This is a genomic window from Bacteroides gallinarum DSM 18171 = JCM 13658 (assembly GCF_000374365.1).
Taxonomy (GTDB): domain Bacteria; phylum Bacteroidota; class Bacteroidia; order Bacteroidales; family Bacteroidaceae; genus Bacteroides; species Bacteroides gallinarum.
The window spans coordinates 53,753-79,395 of sequence record NZ_KB894124.1 but is presented as its reverse complement, the minus strand read 5'-3'; the positions used below and the strand labels follow the sequence as shown (position 1 = coordinate 79,395).

Below are 25,643 nucleotides of genomic sequence, written 5' to 3'. Positions count from 1 at the left end.
CGTAGATTACACGAACTTACACAATTTGAAATCGAGTAATCGATTATCGAGATAGGCAATCTGTGTAAACTCGTATAATTTGCGGTGAATCTTAACACCCTCGACTGTATCCTTTATTAAAGACCGGGTTCTACTTGATGTCCCTCAACTCCCAGCCCAATGCACTGGCTCCCAGCACAGCGGCATCAGAGTCTTTCAGCTCGGACATCATCAGCTTGGCCTTGCCCTTATAGATAGTCAATACATTGGCATCGATAGCTTTCTGGATAGGCTTGAAGATATAATCGCCCGATTTAGCCAATCCGCCGAACAAGATAATAGCCTCGGGGCTGGAGAAAGCGATGAAGTCTGCAATAGCCTCGCCCAGGATAGTACCGGTAAAGTCGAAAATATCCTGTGCCAGCTTATCGCCCTGTATGGCTGCGTCGTACACATCCTTAGACGTGATTTCCTCGGCCGAGATAGCACGCAGCAGGCTCGGTTCGGTACGTGCGGTAAGGAACTCGCGTGCAGTACGCGCCACACCCGTAGCCGAGCAATAAGTTTCCAGACAACCGTGGCGGCCGCATCCGCAAAGACGTCCGTTTTCACGGCGTATGATAGTATGCCCCAACTCACCGGCAAAACCGTCGTGGCCGTACACCATTTGGCCGTTTACCACAATACCGCTACCTACGCCCGTGCCCAGGGTTATCATGATAAAATCCTTCATACCGCGCGCAGCGCCATACGTCATTTCGCCGATAGCGGCAGCATTGGCGTCGTTGGTCAACGCAGTAGGGATACCCAGACGTTCTTCAAACATGGCAGCCAAAGGAATCACTCCCTTCCAGGGAAGATTCGGAGCGAACTCTATCGTACCGCTATAATAGTTGCCGTTGGGAGCACCGATACCGATACCTTTTATTTTATCGACACCGCCATTTGCAATAATCAACGGAAGAAGATTCTTACACACCTCGTTTACATAATCATCTGCCTGTTCATAAGCTCCGGTCTTAATAGAACTGCTTGCAATAATAGTTCCACGTGCATCCACGATACCAAAGACGGTGTTCGTCCCGCCTATGTCAATCCCCACTACATAGGGTTTCTCCATGTTTGAATTCATGATATTTACTTTTTTGTTTAAAGGGTTAGTTATAACATTAATGGTTACAAATTACACAAAGAAAAACGACACTGCAAAATCTTTTTTTAAAAAACTTCGATGCTTTTGCAACTTTTCGTAGCATTACTGCGTCTAATAGTGAAAATCAATAAGAACAAAGCAATAAACAGGGAAAATCGTGATACAACTAAAAGACATTAACAAAACCTACAATAACGGAGCACCGTTGCATGTTCTCAAAGGTATCAATCTCGACATCAGGCAGGGAGAATTCGTATCTATCATGGGAGCGTCGGGGTCGGGTAAATCCACCTTACTCAATATCCTGGGCATCCTGGACAGCTACGATACCGGAGAGTATTACCTGAACGGTACGCTCATCAAAAACCTGAGCGAAACCAAGGCCGCCGAATACCGCAACCGCATGATTGGTTTCATCTTCCAGTCGTTCAACCTGATATCCTTCAAGGATGCGGTAGAGAATGTAGCCCTCCCGCTCTTTTACCAGGGAGTAAGCCGCCGGAAACGCAATGCTATGGCGCTGGAATACCTGGAGCGCCTGGGACTGAAAGACTGGGCGCACCACATGCCCAATGAGATGTCCGGCGGACAGAAACAACGTGTCGCTATCGCCCGTGCACTCATTACCCAACCCCAGGTAATCCTTGCCGACGAGCCGACCGGCGCCCTCGACAGCAAGACCTCCGTAGAGGTCATGCAAATCCTGAAAGACTTGCACAAGACAGGGATGACTATCGTCGTCGTAACCCACGAAAGCGGCGTTGCCAACCAGACAGACAAGATTATCCACATCAAGGACGGCGTGATAGGCAGTATCGAAGAGAACCTGAACCACGACGCATCCCCGTTCGGCAAAGACGGATATATGAAATAGCGAACACATTACCACATCGATTATGATAGACCTTTGGCAAGAAATATACGGTACAATCAAGCGCAACAAGCTGCGCACGTTCCTCACCGGCTTTGCAGTAGCGTGGGGCATCTTTATGCTTATCGTACTATTGGGAGCAGGCAACGGCATTATCCATGCCTTCGAGCAGAACGCCTCCGAGCGTGCACTGAACTCCATTCGCCTGGGCGGTGGCTGGACAACCAAATCGTACGAAGGCCTGAAGGAAGGACGGCGCATCCAAATGGAGAACAAAGACCTCGCCGCAACCGAGAAATACTTCCCGGACAACATCATCACCGCCGGTGCTACCCTGTGGCAAGGCGATGTGAACATCAGCTTCGGACAAGAATACATCAACATCTCCTTAATGGGCGTACACCCCAACTACGTACAGTCCGAGGCTGTAAAAACCGCAAGCGGTCGTTTCATCAACCAGAACGATGTGAAAGAGCGGCGGAAAGTCATCATCCTCCACAAGAAGTCAGCGGAGATTCTTTTCGGGAAGTCGCATACCGAACCGGTCGGCCAGTTCGTCAACGCAGGCGGTGTGGCATACCAAGTAGCGGGGTTATACGAAGACCAGGGTGACCAGAGCAGTATGGCCTTCATTCCCTTCTCTACCATGCAAATCATTTACAACAAAGGCGACAAGCTCAACAACATCATTTTCACCACCAAAAACCTGACGAGTGAAGAAGCGAACGAGGCATTCGAAAAAGAATACCGCAGGGTCATTGCAGCCAACCACCGTTTCGACCCGGAAGATGAAGGCGCCATATGGATATGGAACCGTTTTACGCAATACATACAGACGCAGAATGTTGCAAGCCTGCTTCGTACGGCTATCTGGGTGATAGGTATCTTTACGTTGCTAAGCGGTATCGTAGGCGTATCGAACATCATGCTGATTACCGTCAAGGAGCGCACACGCGAGTTCGGCATACGCAAGGCGCTGGGTGCAAAGCCCCTTTCTATCCTCTGGCTGATTATCGTGGAAAGCGTTACGATTACCACCTTCTTCGGCTACATCGGCATGGTGGCGGGTATCGGAGTGACGGAATGGATGAATTCCGCCTTCGGCGACCAGACGGCGGACGCAGGCATGTTCCAGGCAAGGATGTTCTCCGACCCGACAGTAGACATCGGCATCGCCATACAAGCTACGCTGACCTTAATCGTAGCCGGCACGCTCGCCGGATTCTTCCCGGCGAAGAAAGCGGTAAGCATCAGTCCTATCGAAGCACTTAGAGCAGATTAAACCATATGAGAATAGACATAGATACATGCGAGGAAATCCTCGTTACGATAACAAGAAACAAGACACGCAGCCTGCTGACGGCATTCGGCGTATTCTGGGGCATCTTCATGCTGGTGGCGCTCATCGGCGGCGGGCAAGGCATGCAAGAAACCATGAGAGCCCAGTTCGAGGGATTCGCCACGAACTCCGGTTTCATCGCCGCCCAAAAGACGAGCGAGGCTTACAAAGGCTTCCGCAAGGGACGCTGGTGGGACTTGGAAATGGAAGATGTGGAACGGGTACGCAACATCGACGGCATAAAAATAGCCACACCGTCGTTCGCCCTTTGGGGACAGACCGCCGTTTACGGAGAGAACAAATACGAATGCAGCGTAAAAGGGCTGTATCCCGAATACGAACAAATAGAACACCAGGAAATGACCTACGGGCGCTTCATCAACGATGTGGATATACGAGAGGCACGGAAAGTATGCGTCATCGGCAAGCGTGTGTACGAAAGCCTTTTCAAACCGGGCGAGAACCCCTGCGGGAAATATATCAGGGTAAACGGCATTTACTACCGCGTAATCGGCATGTGCTCTTCCGAAGGCAACGTCAACATACAGGGACAGGCGTCGGAAGCCGTCACCCTGCCTTTCACGACGATGCAGCAAACATACAACTTGGGACAAAAGATAGACGTAGTATGCTTCATCATGCAACCGGGAGTGAAGGTTACGGACGTGGAGCCGGAAATAGAACGCCTCGTCAAGGCCGCCCACTACATCTCGCCGGACGACAAGCAAGCGGTTATGCTCCTCAATGCGGAAGCCATGTTCTCCATGATGGATACCCTGATGACGGGTACACGCATCCTTATCTGGATGGTGGGACTGGGAACGCTGTTTGCCGGTGCTATCGGCGTATCGAACATCATGATGGTCACGGTAAAGGAACGTACTACGGAAATAGGCATACGGCGTGCTATCGGCGCCCGTCCTAAAGACATCCTGCAACAAATCCTTTCGGAAAGCATGGTACTGACCACCGTAGCAGGCATGGCAGGCATCTCCTTTGCCGTATTCATACTGCAAATCCTGGAAAGCGCCACGAACGAACCGGGAGTCATCAAGACCCATTACCAGGTTTCTTTCGGGCTGGCTATCGGTACATGCGCCCTCCTCATTGCATTGGGAGTATTGGCAGGACTCGCCCCGGCCTACCGCGCAATGGCTATCAAACCGATTGAAGCAATCAGGGACGAGTGAAAAAACGATAAAGCCGCAGAATGACAAGATGATATATAAAGAAAAAAATAAAACAACAATAAGATGAAAACAAAGAAGTATCTGAAAATCGCATTGCTGGTAGTGGTAGCTGCCATATTTGTCTGGACATTCGTGTTCTTGTACCAGAAGTCCCAACCCACGGTAAAGGTGTACGAAACTATCGTTCCGGAAATAACCGACCTGGAAAAGACCACCGTAGCTACCGGTAAAGTGGAACCGAGAGACGAAGTGCTTATCAAGCCGCAAATCTCCGGCATCATTTCCGAGGTATATAAAGAGGCGGGGCAAAGTATCAAACAGGGCGAAGTGATTGCCAAAGTAAAGGTTATTCCCGAGCTGGGTACGCTGAACTCCGCCGAGAGCCGCGTACGCCTGGCAGAAATCAATGCCAAACAAGCCGAGACGGACTTCGCGCGTATCGAGAAACTGTTCAACGACAAGCTTATCAGCAACGAAGAATACGAAAAAGGCGAGGTAAACGTGAAGCAGGCACGCGAAGAGCTGCAAACCGCCAAAGACAACCTGGAAATCGTAAAGGAAGGCATCACCAAGAACAGTGCCTCATTCAGCAGTACGCTAATCCGTTCCACCATTACCGGACTGATTCTGGACATCCCAATCAAAGTCGGTAACTCCGTTATCATGAGCAACACCTTCAACGACGGAACGACTATCGCCACCGTTGCCAATATGAACAACCTGATTTTCCGCGGCAACCTGGACGAAACCGAAGTGGGACGCGTACACGAGGGAATGCCCGTGAAGCTGACTATCGGCGCCTTGCAAAACCTGTCGTTCAACGCCGTACTGGAATACATCTCTCCCAAAGGAGTGGAAGAGAACGGAGCCAACCAGTTCGAAATCAAAGCGGCCATCCAAGCACCGGATAGCGTACAAATCCGTTCCGGATACTCCGCCAATGCGGAAATCGTGCTGGAACGCGCCCAAAAGACACTCGCCCTGCCGGAGAGTACGGTCGAGTTCAGCGGAGACAGCACTTTCGTATATGTACTGACCGACAGCGTGCCCCGGCAAAAGTTCAAACGCCGGCAAATAGAAATAGGAATGAGCGACGGTATCAAGATTGCCGTCAAGAGCGGGCTGACCGCTAAAGACAAAGTGCGTGGTGCAGAGAAAAAAGATAAATAACATCATTACTTCAAGACGAAACAGAAACACCATGAAGAAAAATCTACTCATATGTATGGCAGTTCTGGGCTGCATGCAAGTTCAGGCACAGCAACGCTGGTCATTGCGCCAGTGCATAGACTATGCTATCGAGCACAACATCGACATCCGCCAGACAGCCAATGCCGCCGAACAAAGCAACATCGAAGTGAATACCGCCAAATGGGCACGCCTGCCGAACCTCAATGCCAGCGCCGGACAAAACTGGAACTGGGGACGCACGCAGACTGCCGTCAAGGATGAAAACACCGGCGACTATTCCACCGTCTACGTCAATACCGACAGCCACGGGACCAACATGTCCGTTTCCACCAGCATTCCCCTGTTTACCGGCCTGGAGATACCCAACCAGTATGCCCTGGCCAAGCTGAACCTGAAAGCCGCCCTTGCCGACCTGGAGAAAGCCAAAGAAGACATTTCTATCAACATCGCCTCCGCCTACCTGCAAGTACTGTTCAACGAAGAACTGCACCGGGTATCTTTAGGACAGGTGGAGCTGAGCAAAGAGCAGTATAACCGTATCAAGCGGCTGGCGGAAGTAGGGAAAGCCTCCCCGGCAGAAGTTGCCGAGGCAAAAGCACGTGTGGCACAAGATGAAATGAATGCAGTGCAGGCGGACAACGACTACCAACTGGCATTGCTCGACCTCAGCCAGCTCATCGAACTGGATACACCGGAAGGCTTCCTCCTCGAAGAACCTGCCGTAAAGATAGAACTTACCCCGTTGACTCACCCGGACGAAATCTTCCAGATAGCCCTGGTCAGCAAGGCATCCATACAAGCGGCGCAGTACCGCCTGGAAGGAAGCAAACACAGCATACGCATCGCCCAGAGCGGTTACTACCCGCAACTCAGTCTGAACGGAAGCCTCAGTACGAACTATTACTCAACAATCAACCGTACCTTCAGCCAGCAGATGAACGACAACTTCAACAAATACATCGGACTCAACCTGAGCGTACCTATCTTCAACAGACTGGCTACACGCAACCGGGTACGTACAGCCCGCCTCCAACGCGAAAACTACTCTTTGCAACTGGACAATGCCAAGAAAAGCCTCTACAAAGAAATTCAACAGGCATGGTACAATGCGGCAGCCTCCGAAAGCAAATATACGAGCAGTAGTACGGCAGCATTGGCAAGCGAAGCTTCCTTCAAGCTTATGAGCGAGAAGTACGAAAACGGAAAAGCGAATGCCGTAGAATACAACGAAGCCAAGCAGAACCTGATGAAAGCACAGTCCGACGAACTGCAAGCCAAGTATGAATACCTTTTCCGTACCAAGATACTGGATTTCTATAAAGGAGAGCCTATCGAATAAATATAATTTTAGTTGTTGTGTGTTTATAAGCCCTTTCTCTCCGTTCAAATGGAAAGAAAGGGCTTTTTCTATCCAATGCAGACAGCACACCCGTTTAGCATTTACAACACTAAACCGGTAATAACCCGCATTATGGAAATGGACACGGCAATATCCGTCGCAGTAAGTACGGTAATGAAAAAGAAGCAGATAACAGAAACGGGTATGGCATCCGTTTCATCGCAATACTCTTTACAAGTTCATACCCTATCGACCCTTTGGACGAAAACAAAAATAGGGGAATATTTCCCCCATTCTTCTGTTTCTCTCTACTATCCCATAGTGCCCCCTGTCGCGATTAAGGATTAGGGGTGTCTGCCAGCTCGATACCATTCTCCTGCAACAGTATCAGATGCTTCTTATATAAATCGCCCACCGCCTTCTTGAAAGTCTTTTTGCTGACACCGAATATCCCGTAAATTTCTTCCGCCGGGCTCTTGTCGTGCAAAGCGGTACACCCTCCCTGTTCGCGGATATAATTCAGCAGGACAGCAGAAAAATCCTCCACCTTGCCCTGTCCCAACTTTTGAAGCACCAGGTCAATCTTGCCGTCCTCACGCACCTGCTTTACATAAGCTTTCATCGTCATACCCGTATGCAAAGGCTGGAAAATCTCGCTTTCATACAACAAGCCACTATACCGGTTTTCTATGATAGCCTTAAATCCCAAATCAGTCTTCTGCCAGATAAGGATACTTACTTCCTGTCCGGGTTCATAAGGCGCCTTCTCCTTCGACAGATAACGGTCTACCTTCGCAGAAGCCACAATACGGTAACTTTCGTCATCCAGGTGTGCATGAACTACATACTGCTTTCCCACCTGCATCTTCATCTTCTGCTCGCGGAAAGGAACGAACAAGTCCTTCATCAAACCCCAGTTGAGGAAAGCGCCGTACTGGTTAATCCACACCACCTCCAGGCAGGCGAACTGCCCCACCTCCACCAGCGGCGTCAGTGTGGTAGCCACCAACCGTTCCTCATTATCCAGATAGATAAATACCCTCAACTCATCTCCCGGCTTGCAACCCTCTGGCACATAACGCGCCGGAAGCAGGATTTCTCCTTCCTCGCCGCCATCCAGGTACATACCGAAATCGACCTCCTTTACCACCTTCAAAGTATTGAACTTCCCTAACCCTATGCTCATACAAACTATATTTCGTGACATTTACAATAAAGGCACAGCAAAAAACACTCCGCCTGCCCCTGCATGAATTGCAAAGATAGAGATAAGGAATAACTTTTCGCTCTAAAAGATAACTTTTTTATATGAACAACTCTGCCGGAAAACGGTTATCTTTGTAACGTAACAATCAAGAGAAGTATTTATCATTCACCTTTAAAACAATATAATTATGGAATTTCTTACAAACGAAAAGTTAACTATCGTAGGCGCAGCCGGTATGATTGGCTCCAACATGGCACAGACAGCAATCATGATGCACCTCACCCCGAACATCTGTTTATACGACCCCTATGCTCCCGGTCTGGAAGGCGTGGCCGAGGAAATGTTCCACTGCGGCTTCGAAGGATTGAACCTCACCTTCACATCCGACATCAAGGAAGCCCTGACCGGCGCCAAGTACGTAGTATCTTCCGGCGGCGCCGCCCGTAAAGCCGGCATGACCCGTGAAGACCTGCTGAAAGGCAACGCCTCCATTGCCGAAGAATTCGGCAAGAACGTAAAAGCCTACTGCCCGGACGTAAAGCATATAGTCGTTATCTTCAATCCCGCCGACATCACCGGCTTGATTACACTGCTGTACTCCGGACTGAAACCCTCCCAGGTTACCACCCTAGCAGCCCTCGACAGCACCCGCCTGCGCAGCGAGCTTTCCAAGCACTTCGGAATCGCTCCCGACAAGATAGAAAATTGCCGCACCTACGGCGGACACGGCGAGCAAATGGCCGTATATGCCTCTACCGCCAAAGTAGACGGTAAACCGTTGTCGGACATCATCGGCACTCCCGCCCTTACCAAAGAGCAATGGAGCGAAATACAGTCCAAAGTAACCAAAGGAGGAGCCAACATCATCGCTCTGCGCGGCCGTTCCTCTTTCCAAAGTCCCTCGTACATTTCTATCGAGATGATTGCTGCCGCTATGGGTGGCAAGCCTTTCCGCTGGCCGGCAGGTATATACGTACACAACCACGGTTTCGACCATATCATGATGGCAATGGAAACCGAAATCAACAAAGACGGCGTACATTACAAAGAACTGAAAGGCACACCCGAGGAAGAAAGCAAACTGAAAGAAAGCTATGCACACCTCTGCAAGCTGCGTGACGAAGTTATCGGAATGGGCGTACTGCCTCCCATTAAGGACTGGCACAGCATTAACCCGAATATAGACTAAGCGATTAGCACAAGGATTTATTCCGGAAATAGCTTATTCATATCCCCTTTGCGCCTATTCAAGAAGCCGCAAAGGGGATTTTTCCAATATTTTTCCAAAAAAGCCTTGTAGTATAAAAAAAACTCTTTATCTTTGCACCCGCAAACAAAAAGGTGCCATAGCTCAGTTGGTAGAGCAAAGGACTGAAAATCCTTGTGTCCCCGGTTCGATTCCTGGTGGCACCACTTTCCGAAAAGGTATCGGAATGTAGCGCAGTTGGTAGCGCACTACGTTCGGGACGTAGGGGTCGGGCGTTCGAGTCGCCTCATTCCGACACAAACGAAAATAAGCCGTAGCTTTTATACTACGGCTTATTTTCATTTAAAGCCCTGCCTGCCATATGGAATATAGGAAATGGAGGGCAACGTAAAACTTGAGAGATTCTTCTTTTATATTAAAACATAGAAATTCCTTTTATACATCACAGTAATATATAAAAGAAAGCTCTTTTTTTTTATACATCTTCCTTTATATAGAAAAAAAACAGGATTTTCTATGTATATTTGTATCATGTCATTAAAAACAAAACAACATGTATCAAATACCAACTTTACCACTCAAACAAGACGTAGAAACAAAAGCTGTTTTAAGACAAGCAGCAAAAGCACATCGTAGATTGGCAGAACTAAAAGGAGCCGTATTATCAATACCTAATACCACGATTTTAATCAATACATTATCCCTACAAGAAGCTAAAGACAGTTCCGCCGTAGAAAGTATTATCACAACGCATGACGAATTATACAAGGCTGAATTATCACTTCATGCTACAATTTCACCAGCAGCAAAAGAAGTACACAGTTATTCTGAGGCTTTAATCCATGGCTTTGAGCTCGTCAAGCGGCATGAATTACTAACTTGCAACGATATAATTGAAATCTACAAACTTATAAAGCATAACCAAGCAGGTTTTAGAGTAACTCCAGGAACAGCTTTGATAAATGACCGCACAGGAGAAGCTGTCTATCAACCTCCTCAAAGCTATGACGAAATAGTGTCTTGTATGTCAAATCTCGAAACATTCATTAATGACAATACTATTAGCGATTTAGATCCACTGATAAAAATGTGTATTATACACCACCAATTTGAAAGCATTCATCCTTTTTCAGACGGTAACGGCAGAACTGGCAGAATCATCAATATCTTATACCTTGTTCTTCAAGGGTTACTGGATTTACCAGTCTTATATCTAAGTCGGTATATAATAAAAAATAAAGGGGAATATTATCGTTTACTTCAAGTCGTCAGAGAGCAAAAAGAATGGGAGCCGTGGATTCTGTTTCTTTTAAAAGGTCTTGAAGAAACTTCACAAGAAACAGTATCTCTCATATTAAACATGAAAGCACTAATGCAGGAATACAAACAGAAAATCAGGAGCCAACTCCCTAAAATATACTCTCAAGATTTATTAAACAATCTATTTAAACACCCCTATACAAAAATTGACTTCATATGCAATGAACTGAACGTCACCCGACCTACAGCAACCTCTTACCTTAATCAATTAGTCAATGCCGGTTTTCTAATTAAAATGAAATTAGGACGGGACAACTTTTATTTAAATACAAAGCTTTTTAATTTACTGATAAATACCTTTCATATTGAAACGACCGACAATAACCAACACCAAATTGCAACTGTTGGATAAAAACATTATCTTTTACATTATTACTAACATACTTCATTGTATCAAGCAGTATAGTATTCGTCCGACCAAATATAAAAAGAACCTACAGTATCAACAGGTATCGCTCTAACAGTAAAGAAATCTTTTGTCCTCTAACTCGCTCTGACCTTCTATGTTGCTTAAACAGCATCATACTCTATAAATATCTTCGGTTCTTTATTTTCCACTACCCTATTTTGTGGCATAGTCGCAAATTACCGTCCTGTCAGAGTAATAATCCACTTAATCACCTATATAGGAAGAACCGAAGCGGCCTTTAAACATCAAAAAGAAACAGAAAGCTTTCCCCTTTCTAAGGAATCTGTATAAAGCCTAAAGAGAATCATCCTACGGAACGAAAAGATTTACCTCATGGGACGAATAAATCCGTCTCATGGGATGAAATATTCTGCTCCGTGGAACGAATCTTTTCATTCCACGGAGCAAATTTCCCAACTCCCCCTTTTCAAATTCATTATCCGGTTAGTTCCTTATACATTCCAGAAACTCTATTTCTATAATGCGTAGCTTATGTTTCCCCCTGCCTGCTTTCGCCTTCTTCTCCATGTCATTGGCGGTTCCGCCCGCCACCTCTACAATCTGTCCGAAAGCATCCTTATCGGTAGTACTCCCCTTCAGGCGTACCGTTATCTTGTCGGAGCGTACCGGTTTGTCCGTTTTCAGATGCACGTACCCCAGGCTCTTTTCCGTATTGCCGCTCCAAACCAACTCATCGCCGGCATACACCTCTAGGGGATAACTGCGGGAACGCCAGCCGTTCAGCTTGATGCAGATGTCGTCGACAGCCGCTTCCCTTTCTAACGTGTAGGTAATCCATGCCGTACTTAGCTGCCCGTCGTTCGCCCATTCGCTCAACTCATTGTCATCGTAGCTGTTATCCGCCTCCGCCTGGTTGGAACCCGCTTTGGCAGATACGATAGCAACATCGTGCATGGTATCCGTATAGGAAGGAGTCAGCGGAGTTTCCCCCTTATCCAGCCTGCCTTTCAAGGTCATCTGGGGAAGGTATTCGCTCAAACCGCCGGTAACCTTTACCGGAACAGTGTGCAGGGTGAGCGTAGCCGCCGGAAGCCCCTCCGCCTCGGCGGTCACCGTAATCCTGCCGGCGCGTGTGGTGCTGCGGATAAGCGCCCGGTTGATACCGCATTCCACCGGGAACTTCGTGTCCAGGATATGGTTGTCCTTTCCCTGGGCGATACCCCCGCGCCACTCGGCCTCGCCCTCCAAGGTGAAACTGACCGTACGGTTGTCCAACGGGCAGCGCCTGCCGTCCTTGTCCACCACCTCCACTTGGAGCAGCGCCATGTCGGCTCCGTCGGCATGGAAACCCTCGGGGTTCTGTATCGCCGTCAGCTCCAGGCGAGCGGCATCCCCCGCAGTCGCCAGGGCATGGCGGCTCACTTCCCAGCCGTTCTCGTCGTAACCCACCGCCTCCAACCTTCCTGGCCGGTAGGCTACCTTGTCGAAGGTGAAGAGGAAATGGCAGTCGCGCTTCCCTTTGCCCAGGGACTCGCCGTTCAGTAGCAATTCCACCTGCTCGGCGTTCGACACGACATACACCGGTTTCACCGTATTCTCCGGATAGTTCCAATGCCCGATGATGTGGGTCTGATACTTGTCCGTATCCACCCAGCCGTTCCACATCACCTGGTGGGCGAAGAAGGCGTCCTTTGCTATGCGCATGGGGTCAGTAACGCCGCTGCGGCGGTAGTTCTCCTCGCCGCGGTAATGGGTGTTGGAGTCGGAGAAGATGATTTTAGTACCGCCTGCGCTCACCCGGAGACCTGTACCCGGCCGTTCGCGCCAGTAGTCGTACCAACGGCGTACCATTTCCAGGGCAAGCATATCCTGATTGTGGTTGTAATCGGTGGCGGGCTTCCCGCGATAAAGCGGTCCGGCTCCCTCCTTATGGAAAGGATAGCTGTATTCGTCCCAGTATTTACGCAGTCCCTCGTCCCGGCAATACTCGGTGGCCCACATCGGATGTTTCTTGCTCTTGTTGATATAGAGCATCTCGCCGCCGTATTCCGCCTCATCGATGTCAAGCATCTCGCGCGAGCCGATAGCGCGTCCGCCGAAAGGGTCGAACCGGTCTCGGATAGCCTTCATCTCCACCATGTGCTCGCGGCTGATAGACTCGTTACCGCACTCGTAGAACAGGATGCTCGGGTTGTTGCGGTTATAGATAATGGCGTCGCGCATCAGTTCCGTGCGCTGTTCCCATTGACGCCCCTGGCGGTCTTTCTCCGCATCGCCGGCAGGCATCGCCTGAATCAGTCCGACGCGGTCGCAGGACTCCACGTCCTGTTTCCAGGGGGTGACGTGCATCCACCGCACGAGATTCGCATTGCTCTCCACCATAAGCCCGTTGGAGTAGTCGCTCAGCCATGCGGGGACGGAAAGCCCCACCGCAGGCCATTCGTTACTGGTACGCTGCGCATAGCCTTTCATCTGGATGACACGGTCGTTGAGCCACACCTTCCCCTGGCCGAATTTCGTCTTGCGGAAGCCGGTACGGGTCACCACCTCGTCGAAAATGTTCCCGCGGTCGTCCAAAAGGGTGGTTTTTACGGTGTACAGGTAGCCGTACCCCCAGCTCCAGAAATGCAGGCCACCGACATCGGCGGAGGCTTTCACGACACCCGTCCCACCGGCTTCCAGTACAGTCTTATCACCGTCGAAGGTCTTTACCGTCCTGCCGTCCGCATCGGACAGTATCACCCGGTAACTGAAGCTGCGCGTCTCACGGCTGTCGTTCCTCACTTCGGACTCGGCGTGTATCCTCGCCGTGCGGCCCTTGATGTCGAAACCGGTGGCATAGACGTACACACCGGTCGTTTTCAGGTTGCTGTACAAGGGAAGGGTCTGGTACACCTCATCCGTAACATGCAGAAACACATTCTTGGGAATGCCGCCGTAATTGGCGTTGAAGTTACGGTCGTTCCACTGGAACTTGGAGTTGGTGCGCCGTTCGCGATAGAACCAGTCATTGTCCGTACGGACGGCAAGCACATTGTCTCCCTCCTTCATATAGGGGGTAAGGTCGAATCCCACGGCCATGACACCGTTTTCGTGTATTCCTAGGTACTGGCCGTTCAGGTAGAACTCGCCGCCCTGACGGACGCCTTCGAACTCCGCGAATACCTTTCTTCCTTTCAGACCCTCCACCCGGAAATGCTTGCGATACCACACCACCGTATCGGTATGCTGTTCGATAGACAACCTGAACGCCTCGTCCTCGTTGAAAGCGTGCGGCAGGGTGACCCGCTTCCAGCCGCTGTCGTCGAAACCGGTATTTTTGGCCTGCGGGAAGTCGCCCACCTGCAGGAGCCATTCACTGTTGAAATTATACTTCTTGCGTTCTGCGGCATAACCGTTTATGCTGAAAAGAGCTGCCAGCAGAAATGTAAGCAGATAAAATTTGTTCTTCATATCCTTATTACTTAGTTTTATTAGTACCCGTTTATTCTCGCCGTTCATCATCTGTACGCTTCATTTTGCTGATACAACCCCTCTTTCGCTTTCATTTGCGTATCAGGAATAGGATAAAGGTAAGTACCCGGTTGTACATTGTTGATATAATTATCATAGACGGAAGTACCGGCAGCCTTATCCGAGAACTTCGCACGTATCTTTTCTATATACGTATTGTGGCGCACGAGGTCATGCCAGCGAATACCTTCGAAAGCAAGCTCACGGCGACGCTCGTCTTCCACGCATTGCCGGAAAATATCAGCCGTTTTCTGCGCGGCATTCAATGCTGCCAGCCCGGCACGGGTACGTATCTTATTCACCAGCCGTATCCCCTCGTCCGTAGGCCCTACAATCTCGGCATACATCAGCATCACATCCTCCAGGCGGATGAGCGGATAATTGATAGGGAAATAGGTACGGTCTACAATCTGCCCGTCGATATCGCTGTACCCCAGTTTTTTCCGTTTGATTTTATGTTCGAAGAATTTGGTAAAGTAGTTTTTCTTAGGGTCTACCGTCGCTTCATAACGCACATCCGCCTTGTTCTCCTCATAAAGTGCCGCCAACGCATCGGAGCAGGTTATACGGTTGCCCGACATCTGAATGCCTACATAGTCCGTTCCTACATTGGGAACCGACATGAATACTACCGGATTACCGTAATCCTTCTCGGCAACGTACTGTACTTCGAAGATATGATACTTATTGTCGTTATCGCTAATCCAGATACGCTCCCATTCATCGCCGTCGGCCGCCCAATACTTGCCGTTCTTCTCGGCATAGGCTATTACCTCTCCCAGTACCTCCTCGGCAAGCGGTAGTTTAGCCGTATCGTACAGTGGAAAACCTGCCATAGTCAGATACACCCTGCCGAGCAATGCCTGTGCCGCCGGCAGCGTAGCACGTCCCAATTCGGCAATACCGCCGCTGCTTGTGTAGGCCTGGTCTTCCATATTCTCTATGGCGTATTGCAGGTCGGGAATGATTACTTGCCCGTATACCTCCTCCGGTTCGGACTGCGGTGTGCTCATCGCCTCCTCCGCACTCAACGACTTGGTGGAAACGGGTACACGCCCGAAGTAGCGCACCAGCTCGAAATAAGCATAAGCACGCAGAAAACGCGCTTCAGCCATGAAAGTAGCTTTTACGTCCACCTCAGCATCTTCCTCCACATCGAACTCGAGGTTCTCTACCCTTTCAAGAAAAAGGTTGGCACGGGCAACTATCTGATAAAGGGCATTCCAGGCACTGTTTATCGTTCCGGCAGTGTAGATGCTCGGATTGAATACGCTGATATCCACGTAATCGCGCTGCTTGTCGTCGGCGGGTTCGGTCCATACGTCATCCGAACGGCCGTCGGACATGAGCAGGATGTATTCCGGAACGGGCAACAAACCGTTATAGACACCCAACAATGCCTGTTCGGCCTGGGTAGGTGTTTGGAAAAAGTCCTGCGTGGAACGCGCAGTAGGTGATTTCACTTCCAGCCAATCCTCGCAGGAGGTAGCGGTGAGCAGCATACCCACTGTGAGGATGCTACTGATACATATATGATAAAACGTCTTCATAAGCGATGTTTCTAAGTGTTATTCCTTGTTTCAGAAGTTGAAGTTGGCGCCCACCGTATAAGTCCGTGCCTGCGGGTAGGCATTGTTACCCTTGTTCTCGGGTGAATATCCGCCGTCGTACTTGTCCCACATCCACACGTTTTCTACCGTGAAGTAAATGCGCGCATTACGTACCACCTTGCGGCTAATCGGCAATTTATAGCCCAAAGTAATGTTCTTGATACGGATGTAGTCCGAACTGTAAAGCCAGCGCGTGTCGCGCAGCTCGCCGGTAGTGGAGTTAAGTGCCGGTGTTTTACCGTCACCCGGCTCCTCTTCCGAACGCCACATATTCTTCCACCAGGAAAAGACATTCTGTGAAATAGCCATACCCGGATTATCCATATAACGCCCCGGCGACATACTGTAAAGCATACCGCCGAACTGCGCCGTGCAAAGTACCGACAAGTCGAACGCTTTCCAGTTCAGCTTGTTCGTCATACCGAACGTAAAGTCCGGATTGGGTTTGCCTACCAGCGTACGGTCGTCATCATTGATAACGCCGTCGTCATTCACGTCGCGGTAGCGCACATCTCCCAGTGCCGTACCCTTACGCACCGGATACCTCCGTAAATCCTCGGAGTACTGGTACACCCCCACGGCATCGTACATGTAGAAACTGCGCATGGGCTGTCCCACCATCAGCACCTGCGTATTGCTGTTGCTGAATATCTTGTCGTTGTTGCCCAGGTCGGTCACCTTATTTTCGTTGTAGGCCATATTGAAGGAAGTGCTCCAACGGACAGCCCCCGTCAGGTTCTGGCTCTGCAATTCCAGTTCGAAGCCCTTGTTCTGAACTTCACCCACATTGTCCCACATATTGCTAAAACCGATAATACCGGGCATCGTCACCTTATAAAGCAAATCGCTCGTTTTCTTCTGATAATAATCCAACGCTACCGACAACCGGCTATTGAACAATGAAAAGTCGGCACCGATATTCCAGCTATACACCTTCTCCCATGTAAGGTCTTCCACATCGAGCGAAGACATGGCGTAGCCGTTCATCAGCGAGCCGCCCAAAGAGTAGTTTGCACTCGACATCAACCCCAGTGCCGCCCCGTCGGAAAGGGAATTATTACCATTAGCTCCCCAACTGCCACGCAACTTCATCGAGTTGACAACAAAATCTTCAGGCCAGAACCGCTCGTTCGAGATACGATAAGCAAGCGACACGGCAGGAAAAATACCCCAACGTCTGTTCTTGCCGAATTTGGACGAACCGTCGCGGCGGACACTCGCCGTCATCAGATAGCGGTTATCATACTCGTATTGCAGGCGACCGAAGAAAGAAGCCATTCGTCCCGGATATCCGATAGTGGCATAAGCCGTAGTCAGGTCTACATCCGTCATATCGAAACTCTCCACCAGATTGTCGGGAAAGTGCGTCGCCGACAGGCGGGAAGAATAAGAATTCTTGGCCTCTATCGAGAAACCTGCCATAGCCCCCACGGTATGCTTGCCGAAAGAATTGTCATAATTCAGCAACGTCTGGAACAGATAAGAATGATTACGCGCATCGGTACGGTTGGCAGTTGCATAGTAACCTTCACCCGTACTCCACCGGTTGGAAATGGAGCTGGGCGAAAAGCTGCGCGACTGCGTACTGCGGAAGTTATAAGCCCCCGTTATCTCGGCACGCAAACCTTCATACAATTCAGCGCGGATAAATGCGGAAGTATTGACGCGGGCATCTTCCGCCGTACTCGACTTACGCTCCAACGTGGCTATAGGGCTGACGCGAGTACCCGCCCAGCTATATCTGCTGTAAGGCTCCGCGCCGGTATAAAGCCCAGCTTCCGGCTCGGCAAAAGGAACCATGGAAAGCACGGCCACGGCATCCGCTGTTCCGCCGTCATTCCAAGACATGGAAGGAGCCAGGTTAACCCCCAACGTAATACGGTCGAATATCGTAGTCTGCATATTAGCACGCAGGTTGAGCCTTTTATAAGAGGTATTCACCGCGATACCCTTCTGGTCTACATACCCCAGGCTCACACGATAACTGGACTGGTCTGTAGAGTTGGATACGGACAATGTGTAATTCTGCTTGGGAGCCAGCCGGAAAACCTCATCCTGCCAGTCAATTGCCAACAGGCCGCCGTAGCCGGGTTGTGTCCAACGAGGGTCATTTACATACGATGTGTTCACAGAACCGCCCGTATAAGCCAGTCGGATTTCATAATCATCGGTAGCCGTGGCGCCTTTCGAACCATAATTCCTTACATAGTTCTGGTTATTGATTTCCGAACGCCACGCAATCCACTCGTCCGGTGTCAGTACATCCAGTTTCTTCTCCATTTGTTGCATACCGAAAGAAGCGGAAAACGATACGTTCACCTTGCCTGTTTTCTGCGCTTCCTTCGTCTTGATAAGAATAACGCCGTTGGCCCCGCGCGAACCGTAGATAGCAGAGGAAGAAGCATCCTTCAGCACATCGATAGACTCGATATCATCCGCATTCAAATCGCTCAAGTCATCTACCGGAATGCCGTCCACCACATAGAGAGGCTGGTCGCTGGCATTGATAGATGCTGCGCCGCGGATATGCACTTCCAGTTCGCCGCCCGGCGCACCGCTGTTTGTCGTAATCTCCACACCTGCCAATTGCCCTTGCAATGAAGACAGCACGTTCTCGTTCTGGCGGTCTGCCACTTTCTCTCCTTTCAGGGTAGCGATAGACCCCGTCACATTGCCTTTCTTGGCAGTACCGTAACCGATAACCACCACTTCATCCAGTGCCAAATCAGCTACTTTCAGCTTTACGTTATACACGTTCTTTCCGGCAGTCAATGCTATTTTAGCGGTTTCATAACCCACATACGAAATCTCCAGTTGTGCGGCGTCTTTCGGTACGGAAAGGCTGAACTGCCCGTCCAGCCCGGTGATAGTCATGCTATTCGTTCCCTTCACTACCACAGTAGCACCGATAGCAGGCTGTCCCGTCTCATCCAGTACCGTACCGTTGATTTCCCGGTTCTGTGCTGCCGCCGTAACACCGCACAGCAGGAAGAACAGGATGCAAAGTACCGAGACTGCCGCCTGCCTAAAGTCATAAATCTTTCTCATCTTATTTTTCATGGTCAATAAAGTTATCATATAAAAGAAACAGTAATGTGTATTTCATAATACCCCAATACCAAATCCTGTGTTTTACACATGCAAAAGTAGCGACCGGAGCCGATTCGTACATGTAATTATGTACAAAAAGTATGCAAAAAAGCCCACCACGCCCCTTTCTGCAAGCACACCGGACGTTTTATACGAACACTGCATAAATATATAGGATATCTGAACAATATTGCATGTAACCGGAATAAAGGTTGCGTAACTTTGCAGCAAAATAAATCGAAAACCCTAAATACATATCATGAGAAAGATTTTGTTGATAGCAGTAGCCTTATGCTCGCTGACTGCTCTCGGAAAAAGTAAGGACAACCAACCGGCAACTGTTATCATCACTGCCGGACAATCGAACACAGACGGACGGGTGCTGAACAGTGCACTCCCCGACTATATCCAGAAAAATAAGTATAAGTACTGCCAATGGTGTTACGGAAGCGCCGGTCAGCAGATAACGGGGAAGTTCGAAACTTTCTGGCCCCGCATGGTACACCAGGCGCGTCCGGGACGCTGGGCGTATGATGCCGTTACTTATTATTGGCTGGAGCAGGCACTTCAAAGAGAGTTCTATGTAGTAAAATGGTCTTTGGGCGGAACTGCTATCGATATAGGTTGCAGCAGTACCAGTGGCAAATACTGGTCTGCCAACCCGGAATGGCTGGCAGCCAACCATTCGACAGCTACCGGCGGAAAATCGCTTCTGCTCTCGTTTACAGAAAATATCTCGGCATGTATCGACAATAAACTGAGCAAACTTCCCGAAGGATACGAAATCAAAGCCTTCCTATGGCATCAGGGAGAAAGCGACCGGCACAAAGGCAAAAACTATTACAAGAACTTGAAAGCAGTAGTAGCATACGTACGCAACTTCCTTGTAGAGAAAACGGGAAACAAACGGTACAAAAAGCTACCCTTCATCTGCGGCACAGTAGCCCGTAGCAACAAGCAATACAGTGCCGATGTAGAAGCCGCACTTTATAAACTTGCCCGGGAAGACAAAAACTTCCACGTTATAGACATGTCCAAGGCCGAATTACAAAGAGACCGGCTGCATTTCACTGCCGAGTCTGCCGAATATCTGGGAATCGAGATGTACAACAAACTGGTAGACCTGGGGATTGCCGGGAAAAAAGCAAAGAAGATAAGCATTAAACAATAGGATTTCCATAGAAAATTTTGTGTAAGTAAAAAGAGCCGGGCTTGCGAAAGTCCGGCTCTTTGTGTTCTACGGCAAACGTTCAATACCTATCCGGTAAGCCTGCAATCCTAATCCTCAATTCATCTTAGGCTTCAATTCATCCGGCGAATCCTTCGTATACGACTTCACATTTCCCGCCACTTTGGTGAACAATTCCCGTATCTGCCCAAGGGAAACAGTAGCCGTAGGGCGGAAGTTATCCGAATTCATATAATCCAGAATAGCTTTGTGCATCTGGCGGGCAACAACCCGTTCTTCCGGTTTCGAAGTAATATCCATGCTGGTCATCATCAACTTCCCGTTCAGTACATTCGCCTCGAACAAAACTCCTGTCTTTCGGCTTATAAACCATGTATCTATGCTCTGGACCAATGGCTGGAAATCGGCCGGGAAACCGGTAAACTGCATTACCTGCGCCTTGTTCAACAACTCCCACCACTGCAAATTACTGTGATACTCGGTAGGGAACTCCCTAAAAAGCGGGTGATATTCATTAAGGAAGATACCGGTGGTATGCGGCGGGCGCATCTTGAACCAGGACGTATTCCAGAATACAGGAGTAAAATACTGCACCACCTCCTTGCCATAGCTCACTTTTCCGGCTGCGGTAATCAACACATTACCGCCTTGTTCCAAGACAGAGACAGCCTTTTCATCCAATGTATCCGTGGTATACACATCACCTTCCGCCAGCTCGACATCTGCCGGATACACCCAGAAATCCCAGTCATTAACAGCATCCGTATTCTCGATACGTACCTCCAGGTTTAGTTTTTGCGGGACGTCGGCAATATCCAACTTTATATCCACACTCCCTAAAGGGCACAAGTTCCCTATAGGAATATCGCTGATACCGACCGTTCCGCGAGCATACACCTTTCCATACTTATCCTTAACCGTATAAACGGTTCTTGCCCCTTGCAGCGGAGCCGCCCCGAAATGGGAAACCTCTATATCTGCATGAAAAGTCTCATTATCGGTATATACGAATTTAGGAATCCGCGCCAATGGAACCGTCGGACTGCAAAAACGCCTGAACTCCGCCGCATCGATGTATCCCTTCTCTTCGAAAAACACATTAAGCACCCCCACCAGTGCAGTTCCCTGACCGGAATAATCGTTCAGCGCCAACAGTTGAAACCCGGCATAATCGGGCGTACGCAAGGTTTTCTCTATCTCATGCTTGTAACAAATAGCCTGCAACTTACCCGACGCCATCATGAAATCGTGCGCCAAAGCACCCATGTTATTATCTTCCAGTATATCCCGGAATATCTCGAAATTCCGGGCTTTGTTCACCCCCGTATATTTACGGATTTCATTAAAGTCGGGAAATACGCACCATTGCCCTGTCTCATGCGACACATAAGGCTGCCGCACCGTATCTATTTTAGCACGGTAGTCCGACATACTTTCCGGTTGCCGTTCCGCCCATGTCAGCCCCCGCGCACCGGCTTTCACATGATACTGGCTATGCGGCTGCCACTTCCAACTGCCGCCTACCGATGCTCCTGTATACACGCGGCGGGAATCCGTCGCCTTCCAGTAGTCTACGAACCTGCTTACCCAGTCTACCCAGCGTCCGGAAGGTTCGTTTCCACAGGCAAGCATGCAATAAGAAGCATAGTTGCCATACGCTTTTGTCAACGCAATGGTTTCGTCCATAAGATACTTGTCGATAGGTTGCCCGTTTCCTAACTTAGGGCCGTGATTAGGCCAGCTCGGTCCTTCGGGCTGAAGATAGAAACCCACGAGGTCGGCCGCTATAAAGGCGGCTTCCGGTGGGCAAAAAGAGTGAAACCGCATATGATTCAGTCCATAACTGCGGCAGATACGGAACACCCGTTCCCAAGAAGCAACATCCATAGGAGCATACCCCGTCAACGGGAAATCGCAGTTCTCCACGGTTCCCCGCAACATCGTCTTGCGTCCGTTTACATAAAACCACTTACCGTTTATCGTAAACTCGCGCATACCGAACTGTACCTGCTTCTTTTCAGTCTGCCTGCCGCTCTTCAAGGTTGCCGTCAACCGATAAAGCGCCGGGCTAAATTCATCCCATGCCAAGAAACCATCTCCCATCGGAAGTTCCATTTCAAACGGGTTATCGCCGCTCTTTACAACAACCGTCCTGCGTACCGGGGCAACTTTATGACATACGTCCGTATTGAAGCTCTCCGCCGCAAGCGTAATCTCCCCTTTTACGGAAGAGGAAGCCCGCACATTCATACGCACGACCGCCTTCTTTCCGGAAAGGTCGGGGTACACCTGGATATTCTCGAAGAATACTTTCGGCATAGCCTGCAACTCTATTCTACCGACAATGCCGTTCCAGTTACCCTGCGTCTGGTCGGTTATACTATGCGAGTCCGGTCCTACGTTAATCTCTTTAATCCGGTTATCTACACGGATAGTCAACAAGCAACTCTCTCCCGGAGCAACATACGGAGTAAGGTCGTACACATGAGGCACACAAAGACTGTTCTGCATACCGACCTCCCGCCGGTTCACCCACACAGTAGTTTCTATATGGGGACGTTCCAGAAAGAGAACCACCCGCTCCCCCTTCCAATCGTCCGGAACCGATACCCTCTTCTGATACCATGCCACACCTACGTAATGCCTGTCCGGTGTAAGAAAAAAAGGAAGTTTTACCTGCCCGTCTATCCGGTACTTCTCCATATAAGGGTTAAAATAATAAGAACTGTCGTAAAGGCTTCCCGTCCACCGGGTACGGACAGTTACCTCATCCCCTTTCAACTTCTCGGGCATAGAACCGGGCAGATTAATCCGGTCTTCCAAAATTCTGCCGAACCATTCCTCACGGACACCCTTATCCTCACGGTCTATCTGAAAAACCCAATTGCCGGACAAGCTGACCGAGCGGTTTTGTCCCACTACGGTCAGCATGCCGGCAAATATCATAAGCAAGCCTGCTATAATATGTTTCATAAGCCTCTTTTACTCTGCAATTACTCCTGCCCAACTGTTACACCAACGGAAATTACCTACATTGCCAATGAAACCGCTGCGGTTCCTGAAAGAAATAGAGCGGATAGCATGCTTCAACACATTATCAGCATCGCCCATAGCAACGCATGAAGCCTCTGCAGGTTCTTCCGCACCCAGTTCCGGGTCTACAAACAAAGACACCTTCTGGTTGGCATAATCCAGTTTTAATACAAGTAGGTGAGTTTTGTCATAATCGTAAGCCATAGTCGTTTCAGCTTTCACTTTCAGCAAGCTCGTTCCGAAACGGATTCTATCGCTGCCTTCACGGGCTACATAAATATTGGCACGGTTGCTGCCGCCCACATAATTGGCGCTCACTCCCAGAAAATCGGCCATGCCTTTCGTACCGAGCTTAGAAAAGTTCACCAGGCAAGACAGATAGAAAGTGCCGCGTGCATATTGTTTTCCCTCGGTCATGGAATAGATGCTGAAACGCGCCCCTTTCGTACCGGCAGGATAACCGCCAATATTGATAGACGGACCTTTCTCTGCATACCCCTCATAAGTCAGTTCCTTACCAATGGTAGGACTCGGATTGGTATTGGGTTTTGAAGAGAACGCCCCGCACCACGTATCCACAGCAATCGGAGCTTTCTTTTCATTATAAACGGATTTCTCCAGCTTATCGCCTTCCTTATATCCTTTCAACAAGTCGTTTTTCAAAATCTGTGCATTTCCTGCAAAAGCAAATGCGGCCAATGCCAGTGTAAAAATTATCTTTTTCATTATTTTATGTTTTTAAGTTGTTATCTATCAGTTCCCGTCCGGTTTTTCAATCTCTGTAAACGGAGATAAATTCCATTTAAAGTCCTCGAACTTATCCGGCTTTGCGGGGTCAAAGTTAATATAATCCGCTTTCAAATCCTTCACAATGGGAAGATTTGCTTTCTTCATCCCTTCAATCACGCACTTCGCCACTTCATAAGCTCCAAAGGTATTGAAATGCGTGTTATCTTTCAATTCCCGGGTTTGTCCCGGATAAGTATTTGCGGGATAGTGTACATACAGATGTTTGGATTCCTCTATCCCCATTGCCTCACAGAGCACTTTCGTCATATCCTGCAAGTCGATGACGGGGATATTCTCGCGTGCGGCGATATCCCGGATAGCAGCAGGATAATCGGCATGCGTATCCTTGATTTTGCCATTTTCGTCATACTGGCGACGACGGGTCGGCGTCACCAATACCGGATACGCACCTTTCAGACGTGCCTCATCGATGAATTGCTTGATATAATAAGAGAAAGAATAATAAGCACCTTTACCCGGTCCTCTTTGTTTCTGGTCGTTATGGCCGAACTCCACCAGCAGATAATCGCCTTTTTTCATCTGGGTCAGCACTTTATCCAGGCGCTTGCCGCCGATGAAAGTATTGGCGGAAAGTCCCGATTCCGCATAATTGGCTATACAAACCTTATCCGTAAAAAAACGGGTAATCATCTGCCCCCAGCTTGCCCAAGGTTCGTTATCATTATCCACTACCGTCGAATTACCGCAAAGGAAAACGGTAGGAACTTTATCCACCTTTTCAATCACCAAAGAAGCCAGGCGGGGGGCATCGCCGTTAAACTCCAAGGTCAGTTTATCATCCCAATTCAGCTTCTTCTTCTCCCGTTCCTTGATTTTTACTTTCTGATTACCTTTAATAACAGTATTGCGTTTATTTATTGTGAAAGTCTCCGTTACGAACTCTCCTTTCTTCGTATCGAGGTTTTCGATGAAAAGGCGGCGCGATTCACCGCGGACGGTAGTACTGCCGGCAGACTCTTTGCTTCCCAATGTTACAATCACCTTGTAATTCCCGTCGGGCACATTCACCGAGAAAAAGAAAGGCTTATTGCCTTTGCCGTCCCAGGCAGGCTGAAAATCATAGCCATAACCCTGCGATTCACTGAACAAGACATCGGAAGTTATCTTGGTAAAGCCTTCCTGCGCTTTCTTTTCGGGTGAGAAATCGAATTTGAAAGTTTGAGCTTGGGCAAGCCCGAAGCCTGCCGCAAGCAATAGAGAATAGACAAATATTCTTTTTTTCATAATTCAAT

General features: G+C 49.2%; 16 protein-coding genes and 2 tRNA genes. 10 read left to right on the top strand and 8 right to left on the bottom strand.

Annotation, left to right across the window (positions count from 1 at the left end; all coding sequences use genetic code 11):
• Positions 1 to 130: 130 nt before the first annotated feature.
• The gene (locus tag C233_RS0107320) at positions 131 to 1,111 is read right to left on the bottom strand and encodes an ROK family protein (RefSeq protein WP_025068676.1); all 981 of its coding nucleotides are present in this window, start codon (positions 1,109 to 1,111) and stop codon (positions 131 to 133) included.
• A 178-nt stretch (positions 1,112 to 1,289) separates the two neighbouring features.
• On the opposite strand from C233_RS0107320, the gene C233_RS0107315 reads away from it, so the two are divergent.
• The 5 genes from C233_RS0107315 (at position 1,290) to C233_RS0107295 (ending at position 7,062) form a co-directional block, all read left to right on the top strand.
• Positions 1,290 to 2,006, top strand: coding sequence for an ABC transporter ATP-binding protein (locus C233_RS0107315; RefSeq protein WP_018666940.1), 717 nt, complete (start codon positions 1,290 to 1,292; stop codon positions 2,004 to 2,006).
• A gap of 22 nt (positions 2,007 to 2,028) precedes the next feature.
• On the top strand, positions 2,029 to 3,285 hold the full coding sequence (locus tag C233_RS0107310; RefSeq protein WP_018666939.1) for an ABC transporter permease: 1,257 nt from the start codon (positions 2,029 to 2,031) through the stop codon (positions 3,283 to 3,285).
• Positions 3,286 to 3,290: 5 nt separating this feature from the next.
• A complete protein-coding gene (locus C233_RS0107305) occupies positions 3,291 to 4,532 on the top strand; it encodes an ABC transporter permease (RefSeq protein ID WP_018666938.1) in 1,242 nt (413 codons plus the stop codon).
• A 63-nt stretch (positions 4,533 to 4,595) separates the two neighbouring features.
• Positions 4,596 to 5,702, top strand: coding sequence for an efflux RND transporter periplasmic adaptor subunit (locus C233_RS0107300; protein ID WP_018666937.1), 1,107 nt, complete (start codon positions 4,596 to 4,598; stop codon positions 5,700 to 5,702).
• Between the two features lie 31 nt (positions 5,703 to 5,733).
• Positions 5,734 to 7,062 (top strand): TolC family protein, encoded by a 1,329-nt coding sequence (locus C233_RS0107295; protein WP_026314780.1) that lies wholly within the window; start codon positions 5,734 to 5,736, stop codon positions 7,060 to 7,062.
• Positions 7,063 to 7,399: 337 nt separating this feature from the next.
• Here the strand turns inward: C233_RS0107295 and C233_RS0107285 are convergent, their stop codons facing one another.
• Positions 7,400 to 8,248, bottom strand: coding sequence for a CvfB family protein (locus C233_RS0107285; RefSeq protein WP_018666934.1), 849 nt, complete (start codon positions 8,246 to 8,248; stop codon positions 7,400 to 7,402).
• A 208-nt stretch (positions 8,249 to 8,456) separates the two neighbouring features.
• Between C233_RS0107285 and C233_RS0107280 the strand changes: the two genes are divergently transcribed.
• The 4 genes from C233_RS0107280 (at position 8,457) to C233_RS0107265 (ending at position 11,148) form a co-directional block, all read left to right on the top strand.
• The gene (locus C233_RS0107280) at positions 8,457 to 9,458 is read left to right on the top strand and encodes a malate dehydrogenase (protein ID WP_018666933.1); all 1,002 of its coding nucleotides are present in this window, start codon (positions 8,457 to 8,459) and stop codon (positions 9,456 to 9,458) included.
• 151 nt (positions 9,459 to 9,609) lie between these two features.
• Positions 9,610 to 9,682 (top strand) — tRNA-Phe (locus tag C233_RS0107275).
• Positions 9,683 to 9,698: 16 nt separating this feature from the next.
• A tRNA-Pro gene (locus C233_RS0107270) sits at positions 9,699 to 9,771 on the top strand.
• A gap of 258 nt (positions 9,772 to 10,029) precedes the next feature.
• Positions 10,030 to 11,148 (top strand): Fic family protein, encoded by a 1,119-nt coding sequence (locus tag C233_RS0107265; RefSeq protein WP_018666932.1) that lies wholly within the window; start codon positions 10,030 to 10,032, stop codon positions 11,146 to 11,148.
• A 501-nt stretch (positions 11,149 to 11,649) separates the two neighbouring features.
• On the opposite strand, the gene C233_RS0107260 is transcribed toward C233_RS0107265, so the two are convergent.
• Genes C233_RS0107260 through C233_RS0107250 form a run of 3 tightly spaced genes read right to left on the bottom strand, consistent with a single transcriptional unit; the run spans position 11,650 to position 19,349 of the window.
• Positions 11,650 to 14,619, bottom strand: coding sequence for a glycoside hydrolase family 2 protein (locus C233_RS0107260; protein ID WP_026314779.1), 2,970 nt, complete (start codon positions 14,617 to 14,619; stop codon positions 11,650 to 11,652).
• A gap of 47 nt (positions 14,620 to 14,666) precedes the next feature.
• A complete protein-coding gene (locus C233_RS0107255; RefSeq protein ID WP_018666930.1) occupies positions 14,667 to 16,229 on the bottom strand; it encodes a RagB/SusD family nutrient uptake outer membrane protein in 1,563 nt (520 codons plus the stop codon).
• Between the two features lie 30 nt (positions 16,230 to 16,259).
• On the bottom strand, positions 16,260 to 19,349 hold the full coding sequence (locus C233_RS0107250) for a SusC/RagA family TonB-linked outer membrane protein (RefSeq protein WP_026314778.1): 3,090 nt from the start codon (positions 19,347 to 19,349) through the stop codon (positions 16,260 to 16,262).
• Positions 19,350 to 19,638: 289 nt separating this feature from the next.
• Here C233_RS0107250 and C233_RS0107245 point away from each other — a divergent pair, with 289 nt between their 5' ends.
• Complete coding sequence (locus tag C233_RS0107245; protein ID WP_018666928.1) at positions 19,639 to 20,550, top strand: sialate O-acetylesterase; 912 nt, start codon at positions 19,639 to 19,641, stop codon at positions 20,548 to 20,550.
• Between the two features lie 114 nt (positions 20,551 to 20,664).
• On the opposite strand, the gene C233_RS0107240 is transcribed toward C233_RS0107245, so the two are convergent.
• From C233_RS0107240 to C233_RS0107230, 3 genes are read right to left on the bottom strand one after another with little or no spacing between them, the layout of a single operon-like run.
• Complete coding sequence (locus tag C233_RS0107240) at positions 20,665 to 23,514, bottom strand: exo-beta-1,4-galactosidase (RefSeq protein WP_373278732.1); 2,850 nt, start codon at positions 23,512 to 23,514, stop codon at positions 20,665 to 20,667.
• Positions 23,515 to 23,550: 36 nt separating this feature from the next.
• Positions 23,551 to 24,327: a hypothetical protein gene (locus tag C233_RS0107235; protein ID WP_018666926.1), complete on the bottom strand. Its 777-nt coding sequence runs from the start codon at positions 24,325 to 24,327 to the stop codon at positions 23,551 to 23,553.
• Positions 24,328 to 24,354: 27 nt separating this feature from the next.
• Positions 24,355 to 25,635: a rhamnogalacturonan acetylesterase gene (locus C233_RS0107230; protein WP_025068678.1), complete on the bottom strand. Its 1,281-nt coding sequence runs from the start codon at positions 25,633 to 25,635 to the stop codon at positions 24,355 to 24,357.
• Positions 25,636 to 25,643: the final 8 nt, after the last annotated feature.

Coding starts and splice junctions, on each gene's coding strand:
- C233_RS0107235 (WP_018666926.1), bottom strand. CDS start 24,327: ATGAAAAAGATAATTTTTACACTGGCATTGGCCGCATTTGCTTTTGCA.
- C233_RS0107255 (WP_018666930.1), bottom strand. CDS start 16,229: ATGAAGACGTTTTATCATATATGTATCAGTAGCATCCTCACAGTGGGT.
- C233_RS0107300 (WP_018666937.1), top strand. CDS start 4,596: ATGAAAACAAAGAAGTATCTGAAAATCGCATTGCTGGTAGTGGTAGCT.
- C233_RS0107320 (WP_025068676.1), bottom strand. CDS start 1,111: ATGAATTCAAACATGGAGAAACCCTATGTAGTGGGGATTGACATAGGC.
- C233_RS0107310 (WP_018666939.1), top strand. CDS start 2,029: ATGATAGACCTTTGGCAAGAAATATACGGTACAATCAAGCGCAACAAG.
- C233_RS0107295 (WP_026314780.1), top strand. CDS start 5,734: ATGAAGAAAAATCTACTCATATGTATGGCAGTTCTGGGCTGCATGCAA.
- C233_RS0107305 (WP_018666938.1), top strand. CDS start 3,291: ATGAGAATAGACATAGATACATGCGAGGAAATCCTCGTTACGATAACA.
- C233_RS0107280 (WP_018666933.1), top strand. CDS start 8,457: ATGGAATTTCTTACAAACGAAAAGTTAACTATCGTAGGCGCAGCCGGT.
- C233_RS0107260 (WP_026314779.1), bottom strand. CDS start 14,619: ATGAAGAACAAATTTTATCTGCTTACATTTCTGCTGGCAGCTCTTTTC.
- C233_RS0107240 (WP_373278732.1), bottom strand. CDS start 23,514: ATGATATTTGCCGGCATGCTGACCGTAGTGGGACAAAACCGCTCGGTC.
- C233_RS0107230 (WP_025068678.1), bottom strand. CDS start 25,635: ATGAAAAAAAGAATATTTGTCTATTCTCTATTGCTTGCGGCAGGCTTC.
- C233_RS0107250 (WP_026314778.1), bottom strand. CDS start 19,349: ATGAAAAATAAGATGAGAAAGATTTATGACTTTAGGCAGGCGGCAGTC.
- C233_RS0107265 (WP_018666932.1), top strand. CDS start 10,030: ATGTATCAAATACCAACTTTACCACTCAAACAAGACGTAGAAACAAAA.
- C233_RS0107285 (WP_018666934.1), bottom strand. CDS start 8,248: ATGAGCATAGGGTTAGGGAAGTTCAATACTTTGAAGGTGGTAAAGGAG.
- C233_RS0107245 (WP_018666928.1), top strand. CDS start 19,639: ATGAGAAAGATTTTGTTGATAGCAGTAGCCTTATGCTCGCTGACTGCT.